We start from the raw sequence: 12,319 nt of genomic DNA, 5'->3' as shown, positions 1-12,319 counted from the left end.
ATCGTCGCCGGGCTTGGCCTGGCTGGCAGAGACAAAGGCGAGAGCAGAAGCAGCCGACCAGCGGTCGGCTCTACAGGAATCGCGCAGCGATTCCGCGGCTCCCGTTGGGAACCGCTGCGGCAAGCACACTATGTGTGCTTGCCGCTTCTCCAGATCGAAAACAGGATCCAGACGCCGCAGAAGCCGGCGCCGATGAAGCCGCATACGCCCAGCGCCAGCAGCCAGCGGCTGGAGACGCCACCTACACTGTGCATCACGATGGATGAGCCGATGATCAGGGCAGCAGTGACGATGCCCATCACCAGCCGGTTCGCCGCACGGTTGACCTGCTCGCCGAAGCCCTGCAGCGCCGTGGTTTCCACCTTCAGCTGCAGGCGCCCACGGCGGGCGGCCTGGACCAGCTTGCGCAGGTCGCGGGGCAGTTCACCGGCGAAGTCGACCAGGCCCAGCAAGCTGCGGCGGCCACGCTTGAGCAGGGCCCTGGGCGCATAGCGCTGCAGCACCACCCGTTCCAGGAACGGGCGCGCGGCACTGGCCATGTCGAAATCAGGGTCCAGCTGCCGCCCCATGCCTTCCAGGGTCAGGAACGCCTTGATCATCAGCGCCAGGTCGGCCGGCAGGGTCAGGCTGTAGCTGCGCAGCAGCTGGGTGATGTCGCCCAGCATCAGACCGATGCGCAGGTCCTTCAGCGGCACGCCACGGTACTGGTCGACGAACTGGCTGATGTCGTGCTGCAGCCGGTTCTCGTCCACTTCCACGCCGCCGGCCCAGTCCAGCAGCACGTCGGCCACACCCTGCGGGTCCTGCTCGACCAGCCCGTGCAGCAGCTGCGCGACCTGAAAACGACGCACTTCGGACAGCGCACCGACCATGCCGAAATCGATCACACCGATGCGGCCGTCACGCAGGTAGATGATGTTGCCCGGGTGCGGATCAGCGTGGAAGCTGCCGTCCTCCAGCACCATCTTCAGCACGATGTCCGCACCGCGTCGCGCCAGTTCGCGCCGGTCCAGTCCTGCGGCATCAACGCCAGCCAGATCACGCCCTGGAATGCCGTCGACGAAGTCCTGCACGTTCAGGCTTTCGCAGGTCCACTGCCAGTGCACGCGGGGAATCAGGATATCGTCTCGGCCTTTGAAGTTGCGCGCGATGCGCTCGGCATTGCGGCATTCGGCGGCAAAATCCAGCTCGCGACGCAGCGACACGGTGAACTGCTGCACCACCTCGGCCGGGCGATAGCGGCGCAGGTCCGGCAGGCGCGCCTCGACGATCTCCGCCAAGCGGGCCAGCAGCCGCAGGTCGGCCTCGACCACATCGCGGATGCCGGGGCGACGCACCTTCAGCACCACCTCGCGACCGTCATGCAGGCGCGCGCGGTGGGCCTGCGCCAGCGAAGCGGCGGCCATCGGGGTTTCATCGAGGAACGCGAACACCTCTGCAGGCGATGCGCCAAGGTCGGCTTCGAGCTGCTCGCGGATATCCGCATACGGCAGCGCCGGCACCGCGTTCTGCAGTTCAGAGAGCTCGGCGATCCATTCCGGCGGCAGCAGGTCAACGCGCGTCGCCAACACCTGGCCAAGCTTGACGAACGTCGGGCCGAGATCCTGCATCGCGCTGCGCACGCGCACCGGCGCGGTCATCCGCAGCAGCTCCTGCCGCTCCTCGTTCCAGTGCAGCAGGCGCCCTGCCCGTTCCAGCGTGCTGGCCAGGCCGATGCGCCGCACCACGTCGCCGAAGCCATAGCGGATCAGGACGACGGCGATTTCCTGCAGTCGGCCCAGGTCACGGACCGTGCCCAGCGTTTCCCACATCATGCGTGCTCCGGACGATTACCGGAGCAGCATGTCACAGCTGGGCGTCGATACCGCGCAATGCCGCCGCCACGGTTTGCCGGCGGATGGCTTCGCGGTCGCCGTCGAACTGGAAGAGTTCGGCACGGGCGTAGCCGCCACGGCGCTTCCAGCCGATCCAGACACTGCCGACCGGCTTGTCCGGACTGCCACCGCCGGGGCCAGCGATACCGGTGACCGCCACGGCGATGCCGGCACCGGAATTGACCAGTGCACCGGACACCATCTCCAGCACGGTTTCGCGGCTGACCGCACCGAACTGCTCCAGGGTCTGCGCACGTACGCCCAGCAAGCGCTGCTTGGCCTCGTAGCTGTAGACCACCATGCCGCAGTCGAAGAACGCCGAGGAACCGGCGATGTCGGTCATGCACTTGGCGATCCAGCCGCCACTGCAGCTTTCGGCGGTTACCAGCTGCAGCGAGGCCTGTTGCAGGCGCTGCCCGAGCGCGGCGGACTGGGCGTTGAGATCGGCGTCGGTGGGGATGGACATCGGCATGACGGTGGGGTGAAGAACCTGCACGTTGTACCGCAGATGACAGGTTGATGTCGCGCCCCTCCGGCACGGTTGCGCTGCCGGCCAGCGGCCGGCACTACCGGGCATGGGCCGCTACCTCACCACTCCGGCAGTTTCTCCGGCAGCAGCGCCCGGATCGGCGCGCCGTCGGCACTGGCAGCCAGTTTTTCGGCTTCGGCAATCGGCAGGTCGACCTGCAGCAGCCAGCCGTCTTCGTCGGCCTGCTCGCTGCGGATCACTTCCAGCTGGTGCAGGCGCGCACGCAGGCGGCCGGCATCCGGCGGCAGGCGCAGTTCGCCGGTGACATGCTGCAGGCCCAGGCGCTTGCCCAGCACCGCCTGCAGCAGCTCCAGGCCCTGCCCGTCACGCGCGGAAATCCACACCCGCTCCCGGCGCGACTCATCCGGGATACCGTCCTGGCCATCGTGGCGGACGTCGGCACCTTCGATGCGGTCGATCTTGTTGAACACCAGCAACTGCGGCAGGTCACCGGCACCGACCGCAGTCAGCACCTCATCCACCTGCGCGATGCGCTCCTCGCGGTGCGGATCGGCAGCGTCGACCACGTGGAGCAGGAAATCGGCCTCGCGCGCCTCGGACAGGGTCGAGCGGAACGCGGCGACCAGATCATGCGGCAGGTCGCGAACGAAGCCGACGGTGTCGGCCAGCACCACGTTGCCGCCCGGCACCGCGATGCGGCGCACGGTCGGATCCAGCGTTGCAAACAACTGGTCGGCGGCGTACGCCTCGGCGCCGGTCATGGCATTGAACAGGGTCGACTTGCCGGCGTTGGTGTAGCCCACCAGGGCCACGCGCGGCAGCTCGCTGCGCACGCGCGCACGGCGCATCTGGGTGCGCTGCACCTCGACCTTTTCCAGGCGCTTCTGCAGCTGCTCGACCCGCTTCTGCAGCAGGCGACGGTCGGTTTCCAGCTGGGTTTCACCCGGGCCACGCAGGCCGATCGAACCACCGCGCTGGCGCTCCAGGTGGGTCCAGCCGCGCACCAGCCGCGTGGCCAGGTGACGCAGCTGCGCCAGCTCGACCTGCAGCTTGCCTTCGTGGCTGTGCGCACGCTGGGCGAAGATGTCCAGGATCAGGCCGGTACGGTCGATCACCCGGCGCTCGAGGAAGCGTTCCAGGTTGCGCTCCTGGCCCGGGCTCAACGCATGGTTGACCAGGATCAGGTCGGCACCGCTGGCATCGGCCGCGGCCTTGATCTCGTCCAGCTTGCCGCTGCCGATCAGGGTCGACGGATTCGGACGATCCAGGCGTGCGGTGATCGTCGCGGCGATGCTGGCCCCAGCCGAGCGGGCCAGATCACCGAACTCTTCAAGCACATCGTCTTCCAGCTTGCCGAAATGGGGCTGGATCAACAGGGCGTGTTCGCCCTTCTTCGAGCGGTCAAACATTCACCGCTCCGGTATTACTCGTCTGCTTCATCACCTGCCTGACCACCTTCACCCGACTGCACGTAACCACCGCCCGGACCGACCTTCACGTTGCGTGCCGGAACGACCGTGGAAATGGCGTGCTTGTAGACCATCTGACTGACCGTGTTGCGCAGCAGGACCACGAACTGGTCGAACGACTCGATCGTGCCCTGCAGCTTGATGCCGTTCACCAGGTACACCGAAACCGGCACGCGTTCGCGCCGCAGTGCATTCAAGAAAGGATCCTGCAGCGATTGCCCCTTGGACATTGCACACTCCTGATTATTGTTCTTATTGGGTTGCCGACGGTTGCCACGGCCCCCGAGCCGCCCGCCGACCGATGATGTTACACGGCTGGCGGGGGTTCAGCGTGCGACGAAGGTCGACACCGCGCCGGCCAGGCGCTCGTGGTCGATATGGGGGTCGAACCAGCGCGCATCAAGCTCGCCGCGCAGCCAGGTCAGCTGGCGCTTGGCCAGCTGGCGGGTGGCGAAGATCGCCTTGTCACGGAAGCGGGCGGCATCGCCCTCCCCCTCCAGGTATTCCCAGGCCTGCCGATAGCCGACCGCGCGCACTGCCGGCAGGTCCAGCGGCGCCTCCACGGCAGCCATTTCCGGCATCGCGCGCAACGCCCGCACCTCGTCGAGGAAGCCCTGCGCCAGCATGGCGTCGAAGCGCGCCTCGATGCGCTGGTGCAGCACCGCGCGGTCACGCGGCGCCAGGATCAGCTTGAGGGTGCGCACCGGCAACGGCGCCACGCCCGGCCGGCGCTGCCATTCAGTGATGGGGGTGCCGGTCAGGCGATAGACCTCCAGCGCCCGCTGGATGCGCTGCGGGTCGGTGGCATGGATGCGTGCCGCTGCTGCTGGATCGACCTTGGCCAACTCTGCGTGCAGCGCCGCCCAGCCACGCTCGGCCGCCTCGGCGCTGAGCGCTTCGCGCGTCGCCGGATCGGCCTCGGGCATCGGCGACAGGCCCTGCAACAGGGCGCGGAAGTACAGGCCAGTGCCACCGGCCAGGATCGGCATCTTGCCGCGTGCCACGATGTCGGCCACGACCCGGCCGGCATCGGCGGCGAATTCGGCTGCCGAGTAGGTCTGCCAGGGATCGCGCAGGTCCAGCAGATGGTGCGGCGCCTGCGCACGCTCTGCCGCATCGGGCTTGGCCGAACCGATATCCAGGTGGCGGTACACCAGCGCCGAATCGACGCTGACGATTTCGCCATCCAGCTGCTGTGCCAGAGCGATCGCGGTGGCGGTCTTGCCACTGGCGGTCGGCCCCATCACGGCGATCGCCAGCGGCCGCCGGTCGATGCCCATCAGTCTTCGTCCGGCCAGCGGATCGTCGGCGTGGCGTCGGCGCGCGGCGTCGGCACCGCCTCGACCGCTTGCCAGATCTTCAGCGCATCGACGGTGGCCGCCACGTCATGCACGCGCACGATGCGCGCACCACGCTGCACCGCAATCAGGTGCGCGGCCACCGACGCAGCCACGCGTTCGGACGGCGTGTCGCGGCCGGTCAGTTCCCCCAGGCTGCGCTTGCGCGACAAGCCAGCCAGCATCGGCACGCCCAGTTCCAGGAAGCGTTCCGAGCGCGCCAGCAGGGTCATGTTGTGGGCCGTGGTCTTGCCGAAGCCGAAACCGAGGTCGACCAGCAAGTTCTTCTTCGCGATGCCGGCCATTTCTGCAGCGAACAGGCGCTGCACCAGGAAACCGTGCACCTCGGCGACCACGTCATCGTAGTGTGGGTCAGCCTGCATGTGGCCCGGCTCGCCCTGCATGTGCATCAGCACCACCGGCACGCCGGTTGCAGCGGCGGCGTCCAGCGCCCCGTCCTGGCGCAGGCCGAAGATGTCATTGATCATGCCCGCGCCGGCGGCCACGGCCGCACGCATCACCTCCGGCTTGAAGGTATCGATACTAATCGGAACCTGCGTACGGGCGGCCAGCTGCTCGATCACCGGAAGCACCCGGCGCAGCTCTCCCTCGACCGATACCGGCGCGGCGCCCGGGCGGGTGGATTCGCCGCCGATATCGAGCAGGTCCGCGCCCTCCTCGACCAGCTTCAGGCCATGTGCGACCGCGGCCTCGGTGGTGTCGTGCGCGCCGCCATCGGAGAACGAGTCCGGGGTGACGTTGACGATGCCCATGACCCGGGCGCGGTCGAGGCGCAGGATGCGGCCGGCGCAATCGAGCTGGGGCGAGGTATCGAACATGGGCAATCCTGCAGGGACAACGGCGGGTAGTTTAGTTCGGCAGGGCGGCGCCCTGCACCCGCAGAGGCCAGAGCGACAGCAACAGCCGGAGCAACAGCGGGTTTACTGAGGGATGGCGGGGTGGGTCCGGTTGCGGGGGACGCCGTGAATCCGTCCATGGAGGCTCGGTCGCGCCATCCATGGCGCTCACGCCCCCGCAACCGGACCCACCCCGCCTTCGACAGTTTTCTGCGATCTGCAGTAGATCCACGCCATGCGTGGATGACTCATTCGATATCTGACAGATGTGTCGACCAAGGTCGACACCTACCAACAGCCGCGGAGATCTGTCAGAGGTGGGGCGGTGTCGGAGGGCGGGGTGTCAGCCGCATGAATGCGGCTGCCAAGCTTACAGGGACGTACTTGCAGCGTCCCCGCACTCCGACACCGCCCCGCCAAACCACGGATGTTGCTGTTGCTGTTGAGGTTGCCGGCCAGCGACCGGCACTACCGCGGGTGCAGGGCGCAGCCCTGCCAACACCCTTAACGGCGGCGGCGCTTTCGGTCCACGTACAGGGTCCTGACGATGCTCAGCACGATGCCGACACCGATACCCACCACGCAGCCCAGCAGCAGATTGTCGGCCCCCAGGCCCACACCCACGCCGACCACGGTGGCGATGACCATTTCGGCGGTGTGGGAAATCGGTTCGGGCTTCGGGGCGGACATGCGGGCTCCAGCGTCAGATCAGTTCTTCGGGATGGGCCAGTGGCCCGGAAACGACGAAGCCGGGTTGCCCCGGCCTCGTCTGGTGTCACGTGCAGCGGGCCGTCAGTGCGATTCGGCCGGGCCTGCGATCGGCGGCAGCGGACGGGCGTCGCCGCCCTTGTCGTTGCCACCATCCTTGTTCGACTTGTTCCAACCGGCCGGCGGCGGCGGATCGCGGCCTTCCATGATGGCGTCGATCTGCGGCGCGTCGATGGTCTCGTACTGCAGCAGCAGCTGGGACATCGCGTGCAGCTTGTCCAGGTTGGCCGTCATCAGCTCGGTGGTGCGTGCGTAAGCCTCGTCGAGGATGTTGCGCACTTCCTCGTCGATGCGGCGCGCGGTGTCGTTGGACACGCTCTTGTGCTGGGTGACCGAACGGCCCAGGAACACCTCGTCGTCCTCTTCGCCATAGGCGATCGGGCCGAGCTGGTCGGACAGGCCCCACTTGGTGACCATGTTGCGGGCCATCTTGGTGGCGCGCTCGATGTCGTTGGAGGCGCCGGTGGTGACCTTGTCGGCACCGAAGATCAGCTCCTCGGCCACGCGGCCACCGTACAGCGAGCACAGCTGCGACTTGATCGCCACGCGGTTCATCGAGTACTTGTCGCCTTCCGGCAGGTACATGGTCACACCCAGCGCACGGCCGCGCGGAATGATGGTGACCTTGTAGACCGGGTCATGCTCGGGTACCAGACGGCCGACGATGGCGTGGCCGGCTTCGTGGTAGGCGGTGAGGGTCTTCTCCTCCTCGCTCATGGCCATCGAGCGGCGCTCGGCACCCATCAGGATCTTGTCGCGGGCACGGTCGAAGTGGTCCATGCGGACCTCCTTCTCGTTGCCACGCGCGGCGAACAGGGCAGCCTCGTTGCAGAGGTTGGCCAGGTCGGCGCCGGAGAAGCCCGGGGTACCACGCGCGATCACCATCGGCTCGACGTCGTCGGCCAGCGGCAGCTTGCGCATGTGCACCTTCAGGATGTGCTCGCGACCCTTCACGTCCGGCAGACCGACCACGACCTGGCGATCGAAACGGCCCGGGCGCAGCAGCGCCGGATCCAGCACGTCGGGACGGTTGGTCGCAGCGATCACGATCACGCCTTCGCCACCTTCAAAACCGTCCATCTCGACCAGCAGCTGGTTCAGGGTCTGCTCGCGCTCGTCATGACCGCCCCCCAGGCCGGCGCCACGGTGACGACCGACGGCGTCGATTTCGTCGATGAAGATGATGCAGGGGGCGTGCTTCTTGGCCTGCTCGAACATGTCGCGCACGCGGCTGGCGCCGACGCCGACGAACATTTCCACGAAGTCCGAACCGGAGATCGAGAAGAACGGCACCTTGGCTTCGCCAGCGATGGCCTTGGCCAGCAGCGTCTTGCCGGTACCCGGCGGGCCCACCATCAGCACGCCGCGCGGAATCTTGCCGCCCAGCTTGGTGAACTTGGACGGGTCGCGCAGGAAGTCGACCAGCTCGCCCACTTCTTCCTTGGCCTCGTCGCAGCCAGCGACATCGGCGAAGGTGACCTTGATCTGGTCTTCGCCCTGCAACTTGGCGCGCGACTTGCCGAAGGACATCGCGCCCTTGGCACCGCCACCACCGCCCTGCATCTGGCGCATGATGAACAACCAGAAGCCGATGATCAGGATGACCGGCAGGAAATTCATCAGGATCGCGCCGAGGGAAATGCCGCTGGACGGCTCCTCCTGCACGATCTCCACGTTCTTGGTACGCAGCACGTTGATCAGGTCACGATCGAACGGTGCGGTGATGGTGGACGACTGCCCACCGCGGGTGGTGTAGGTCAGCTGGCTGGTGCCGCCGCGCATGTCGCCGCCAAAGGCGACCTTCTGCACGTTGCCACTGTCCACCTGGTCCAGGAACTGCGAGTACGACGCGCCCTGCGCGCCGGCCCCGGAGGACTTCGGCGAGAAGCTCTGGAAGACCACCATCAGCACGACGGCGACGACCACCCATAGCAGGAGGTTCTTGGTCAAGTCGTTCATCCTCATTGGCTCCGGTGTTCCTCTCAGTGCTGGCGTTGCGTTGGGGTCGAACTTGCGTACATTGCGAGCTTACTTCATGTGGGCGCGTTTTCCCTGACCCAAGGCATACACCTCGGGAGAGCGCTTGCGCGAGGCTTCCGGCTTGCGGATGGAGACCTTGTCGTACCGGCGGCGCATGTCGCGCACGTAGTCGTCAAAGCCCTCGCCCTGGAACAGCTTGATCAGGAATGCCCCACCGGTCTTCAGGTGGTTGTCGGCAAAATCCAGAGCCAGCTCCGCCAGGTGCATCATCCGCGGCTGGTCGACCGCGCCTACACCACTCTTATTGGGGGCCATGTCCGACAGCACAAGGTCTACCGGCTGATCCCCGAGCATGGCTTCAAACTGCGATAGAACGGCTTCTTCCCTGAAGTCACCATGAAGGAACTCCACGCCGGCCAGCGGCGGCATGTCCAGGATATCCAGTGCCAGCACGCGGCCGGTATCGCCGATCTGTCTCCTAACCTGCTGAGACCAGCCGCCCGGCGCCGCGCCGAGGTCGACCACCACCATGTGCGGCTTCAGCAACCGGTCACGTTCCAGCAGCTCTTCGAGCTTGTAGGCCGCGCGCGAGCGCATGCCTTCGGCCTGGGCCTTCTTCACGAAGGGGTCGGAGAAGTGTTCCTTGAGCCAGCGCTGGCTGCTTTTGCTGCGGGTAGCCATTGAAAATAGGGGCTGATGGGGTCCTCATGATACCCTGATCGCCCCATTCAACCGTGTTTTCCTGCATGTCCATCGCCCTGACCGCTTCCCAGACCCGTTTCCTGCGCGGCCAAGCCCACGACCTGAAGGCCCTGCTGCAGACCGGCGGCAAGGGCGTGACCCCGGCCTTCATCGCTGAGCTGAACGAAGTGCTGGAGCGCCACGAGCTGGTCAAGGTGAAGGTCGCTGCCGAAGACCGCGACGCCCGTGACGTGATGATCGGCGAGATCGTCGAAGCCACCGAGAGCGCGTTGGTACAGCGCATCGGCCACGTCGCCGTGCTGTACCGCCCGAGCAAGGAACAGCGCCAGATCGTGCTGCCGCGCGGCTGATCGCCTTACTGCCATGCAGCTGAACCACGAACCGCCCGATTACGCCTACAGCCTGCGCGCCGCCGATGGCCGCTCGGCCAAGGTGAATGACCAGGTGCTGGGCAGCAGTTTCTTCCTGACCCCGGACCAGCTGGTCACGCAATGGCCGGTAGTGAGCGCCACCGCGCTGCAGCTGGCTGACCTGGAGCCGATCCTGGCGCTGAACCCGGCGCTGATCGTGCTCGGCACGGGTGACCGCCAGGTATTCCCGCCGGCAGTGGTGATGGCTGCCTGCCTGTCACGCGGCATCGGCCTGGAAGTGATGAACAATCCGGCCGCCGCGCGCACCTTCAACATCCTGGCGGGCGAAGGCCGCAAGGTCGCGGCCGCTTTCATTCTGGAAGGCTGAGTCGAGGCGTCGGGCGCGCCCCGGCGCTAGCCGCCAGAAGCGGTGCAGCGGAAGGCCGAGAACTGCTTCAGCCGCCCGATCAGGTTGCCGCTCTGGCCCCAGCGGATGTCCATGACCTTCCAGTCCTGGCCCTGCCTTTGCAGCAGGACACGGTCGGTCCAGCGATAGTCGCCTATCGCCATTTCGACGAGCACCCAACTGCCATCGCCGCTCGTCGCGGGCAGCCCCACCTTTACCGTTTCCGGCCGATCCGGCGCCATGAGATACGGGCTCTGGTCCAGCATGTGCGGCTTCTCGTCATGCGCGGCCAGCACCGCACAGGTCCGCTCGTAAGCGCGCTGCGCATCGATGGCTGAGCGCAGCGCATCGCCCAGCAACGGCGGAATGGTCGCTTCGTCCGAAGCCGGCGCCTGGACGGCCGCGTAAAGACGGGTGACCACGTCGCGCGGATCGCTGGCTGCGGAGGCCAGCGGCGCGACGATGAGCAACGCGAGAGTGGAAGCAAGACGGAGCATGGGGCACCGGATCGACTGGGACCGCTCAAGAATGCCGGGTATCCCGTCCGCCGTGAAGGTGAGCCTGCGACACACAAGGTCGCAAATGACCACTCTGCAGTACCCGGGTCGAGCATGGCTCGCCTCTACAGGTCAGGAACGCCGGGCATGGCCCGGCGCTATCGCATCTGACGATCAGCGTGCCGGCAGGTACTGCTGCGGGTCGACCGGCTTGCCGTTGTAGCGAATCTCGAAGTGGACCATGTCGCGGTTCGCACCGGTACGGCCCATTTCGGCGATCTGCTCACCGGCCTTCACGCTCTGGCCTTCATTCACCAGGCGCTTGCGGTTGTGGCCATAGGCCGACAGCCACTGGTCGCTGTGCTTGATGATGATCAGCTCGCCGTAGCCGACCAGGCCGGCGCCGGAATACACCACCACGCCATTGGCGGTGGCCTTGACCGCCTGGCCGCTGGTGCCGGCGATGTCGACGCCCTGCTTGGTCGCATCACCAGCCACGTAACGGCCAACGATGGCGCCATCAGCCGGCCAGCGCCAGGCGATGTTGCTCTTCACCGGACCGACCGGCGCCGGGGCCGGCGTGGTGCTGCCGCCACTGCTGCCACCGGAACGCGGCGGGGTGACCACCGTGGTGGGCGCGCGGCCGCCGCTGGCACCGGCCGGATACAGCCGGATCACCTGCCCCGGATAGATCGTCGAGGGGTTGTCCAGGCTGTTCCAGGCAATCAGGTCGGCCGGGGTGATGTCATGGATGCGGGCCAGCGCATAGATGGTGTCGCCCTTGCGCACCACCACGGTCTGCCCCGGCTTGGGTACCGAGGTCTTCGGCGTGGTCACACCGCCACCGGTGCTGCCACCACCAGGACGAACCACGGTGGCGGTGCCGCAGGCGGACAGGGTGGAAACCAGCAACGCCAGCGCGCCGATGCGCACTCCCTTGCTCAGACGATCAGGACTCATGCGAACTTCGACCTCCATACAAGCCAGGCGATCAGCACCACCACCAGCGCGGTGGCGATCCAGCCCAGCGGTTCAATCCAGCGACGCAGTGCCGCTTCAGCACGCGCACCACCGATACGGATGACCGCAGCCAGCACGAACACGCGCTTGCCACGACCGATCAGCATGCTCAACAGGTACTGCGGCATCGGTACACCGACGATACCCGATGCCCACGTGAAGACCTTCATCGGGATGGGCATGAATCCGCCCAGCACCAGGAAGGTGAACACTGCCCACGGCGACTCGGCCATCTTCGCCTGCACGGTGGTGATGCCCTGCTCGATGGCCGGCAGCATGCCCAGCGCCTCGAACAGCGGCTTGATCGCCTCGAAGGCGTAATGACCCAGCGCGTAGCCAACCAGTGCGCCGACCATCGAGCCGGCCAGGCTCAGGGTGGCGAACCACCAACCGCGCTTGGGCTGGGCCACGCACATCGGCGCCAGCATCACCTCCGGCATCACCGGGAAGATGATCGCCTCGAAGAAGCTCAACACCGTCAGGTAGGTCGGCGCGCGTTCGTGCGCCGCCCACTTCATCGCCCGCTCGTACAGCGGCCCGAAAATCTTCATGCAACCCTGCTCCGTGGA

General features: G+C 66.8%; 14 protein-coding genes. 2 read left to right on the top strand and 12 right to left on the bottom strand.

Annotation, left to right across the window (positions count from 1 at the left end):
• Positions 1 to 128: 128 nt before the first annotated feature.
• The 9 genes from ubiB to rlmE form a co-directional block, all read right to left on the bottom strand.
• Entirely contained in the window at positions 129 to 1,811 is a 1,683-nt protein-coding gene (gene ubiB / locus ACZK13_RS07585) for a 2-polyprenylphenol 6-hydroxylase (RefSeq protein WP_253144643.1), read from the bottom strand.
• Positions 1,812 to 1,845: 34 nt separating this feature from the next.
• Positions 1,846 to 2,340 carry a CinA family protein gene (locus ACZK13_RS07580; protein WP_005409020.1) on the bottom strand — a complete coding sequence of 165 codons (495 nt, stop codon included), beginning with the start codon at positions 2,338 to 2,340 and terminating at the stop codon, positions 1,846 to 1,848.
• Between the two features lie 122 nt (positions 2,341 to 2,462).
• Positions 2,463 to 3,773 (bottom strand): ribosome rescue GTPase HflX, encoded by a 1,311-nt coding sequence (gene hflX / locus ACZK13_RS07575; RefSeq protein ID WP_032128411.1) that lies wholly within the window; start codon positions 3,771 to 3,773, stop codon positions 2,463 to 2,465.
• A 14-nt stretch (positions 3,774 to 3,787) separates the two neighbouring features.
• Positions 3,788 to 4,063 (bottom strand): RNA chaperone Hfq, encoded by a 276-nt coding sequence (gene hfq / locus ACZK13_RS07570; RefSeq protein WP_004152891.1) that lies wholly within the window; start codon positions 4,061 to 4,063, stop codon positions 3,788 to 3,790.
• Positions 4,064 to 4,159: 96 nt separating this feature from the next.
• Positions 4,160 to 5,113, bottom strand: coding sequence for a tRNA (adenosine(37)-N6)-dimethylallyltransferase MiaA (miaA, locus tag ACZK13_RS07565; protein ID WP_180838532.1), 954 nt, complete (start codon positions 5,111 to 5,113; stop codon positions 4,160 to 4,162).
• Positions 5,113 to 6,009 (bottom strand): dihydropteroate synthase, encoded by an 897-nt coding sequence (folP, locus tag ACZK13_RS07560; protein ID WP_253144623.1) that lies wholly within the window; start codon positions 6,007 to 6,009, stop codon positions 5,113 to 5,115. Before folP ends, miaA begins: the two co-directional genes overlap by 1 nt.
• 522 nt (positions 6,010 to 6,531) lie before the next feature.
• Positions 6,532 to 6,717 carry a hypothetical protein gene (locus tag ACZK13_RS07555; protein ID WP_121503759.1) on the bottom strand — a complete coding sequence of 62 codons (186 nt, stop codon included), beginning with the start codon at positions 6,715 to 6,717 and terminating at the stop codon, positions 6,532 to 6,534.
• A 102-nt stretch (positions 6,718 to 6,819) separates the two neighbouring features.
• Entirely contained in the window at positions 6,820 to 8,754 is a 1,935-nt protein-coding gene (gene ftsH / locus ACZK13_RS07550) for an ATP-dependent zinc metalloprotease FtsH (protein WP_010485966.1), read from the bottom strand.
• Positions 8,755 to 8,823: 69 nt separating this feature from the next.
• Positions 8,824 to 9,456: a 23S rRNA (uridine(2552)-2'-O)-methyltransferase RlmE gene (gene rlmE, locus ACZK13_RS07545; protein WP_005409014.1), complete on the bottom strand. Its 633-nt coding sequence runs from the start codon at positions 9,454 to 9,456 to the stop codon at positions 8,824 to 8,826.
• 65 nt (positions 9,457 to 9,521) lie between these two features.
• On the opposite strand from rlmE, the gene yhbY reads away from it, so the two are divergent.
• Together yhbY and ACZK13_RS07535 are read left to right on the top strand one after the other, a co-directional pair.
• Positions 9,522 to 9,827 carry a ribosome assembly RNA-binding protein YhbY gene (gene yhbY, locus ACZK13_RS07540; RefSeq protein ID WP_004152868.1) on the top strand — a complete coding sequence of 102 codons (306 nt, stop codon included), beginning with the start codon at positions 9,522 to 9,524 and terminating at the stop codon, positions 9,825 to 9,827.
• Between the two features lie 13 nt (positions 9,828 to 9,840).
• Positions 9,841 to 10,215, top strand: a complete 375-nt coding sequence (locus ACZK13_RS07535) for an Mth938-like domain-containing protein (protein ID WP_012510659.1) — start codon at positions 9,841 to 9,843, stop codon at positions 10,213 to 10,215.
• A 26-nt stretch (positions 10,216 to 10,241) separates the two neighbouring features.
• Here the strand turns inward: ACZK13_RS07535 and ACZK13_RS07530 are convergent, their stop codons facing one another.
• The 3 genes from ACZK13_RS07530 to ACZK13_RS07520 all read right to left on the bottom strand — a co-directional run bounded on the left by ACZK13_RS07530 (position 10,242) and on the right by ACZK13_RS07520 (position 12,301).
• Positions 10,242 to 10,730, bottom strand: coding sequence for a hypothetical protein (locus tag ACZK13_RS07530; protein WP_253144626.1), 489 nt, complete (start codon positions 10,728 to 10,730; stop codon positions 10,242 to 10,244).
• 174 nt (positions 10,731 to 10,904) lie between these two features.
• Positions 10,905 to 11,690, bottom strand: a complete 786-nt coding sequence (locus ACZK13_RS07525) for a peptidoglycan DD-metalloendopeptidase family protein (protein ID WP_253144629.1) — start codon at positions 11,688 to 11,690, stop codon at positions 10,905 to 10,907.
• Complete coding sequence (locus ACZK13_RS07520; RefSeq protein WP_014036746.1) at positions 11,687 to 12,301, bottom strand: YqaA family protein; 615 nt, start codon at positions 12,299 to 12,301, stop codon at positions 11,687 to 11,689. The genes ACZK13_RS07525 and ACZK13_RS07520 overlap by 4 nt, the downstream gene beginning before the upstream one ends.
• Positions 12,302 to 12,319 lie beyond the last annotated feature (18 nt).

It is taken from the genome of Stenotrophomonas sp. 99219_Sma (assembly GCF_056480785.1).
This window is presented reverse-complemented; position numbering and strand designations above follow the sequence as displayed.